At 74.7% G+C, this 340-nt stretch carries 1 protein-coding gene; it reads right to left on the bottom strand.

Going from position 1 to position 340, the window contains the following annotated elements; genetic code table 11:
* Positions 1-340: AMP-binding protein (locus ADK41_RS09940; RefSeq protein ID WP_159043957.1), on the bottom strand; the 340-nt coding region annotated here is incomplete at both ends.

The raw sequence follows: 340 nt of genomic DNA, 5'->3' as shown, positions 1-340 counted from the left end.
CGGCCTGCGCCACCGACGGGTGGGCGGCGAGCGCCGACTCGATCTCACCGGGCTCGATCCGGAAGCCGCGCAGCTTGACCTGCTGGTCGGCGCGGCCCAGGTACTCGATCTCACCCTCCCGGGACCAGCGCACCAGATCCCCGGTGCGATACATGCGCGCGCCGGCCGGGCCGTGCGGGTCGGCGACGAAGCGTTCGGCGGTCTGGGCGGGACGGCGCAGGTAACCGCGGGCCAGTCCGGCGCCGGCGATGTACAGCTCGCCCGGGACGCCCGGGGCGACCAGGCCGAGGTGCTCGTCGAGGACGTAGAGCCGGGTGTTGTCCAGGGGACGGCCGATGGG

The sequence above is a fragment of the Streptomyces caelestis genome, from assembly GCF_001279005.1.
GTDB lineage: Bacteria > Actinomycetota > Actinomycetes > Streptomycetales > Streptomycetaceae > Streptomyces > Streptomyces heliomycini.
The sequence above is the reverse complement of the archived record's forward strand: the minus strand, read 5'-3'. Positions and strand labels throughout refer to the sequence as shown.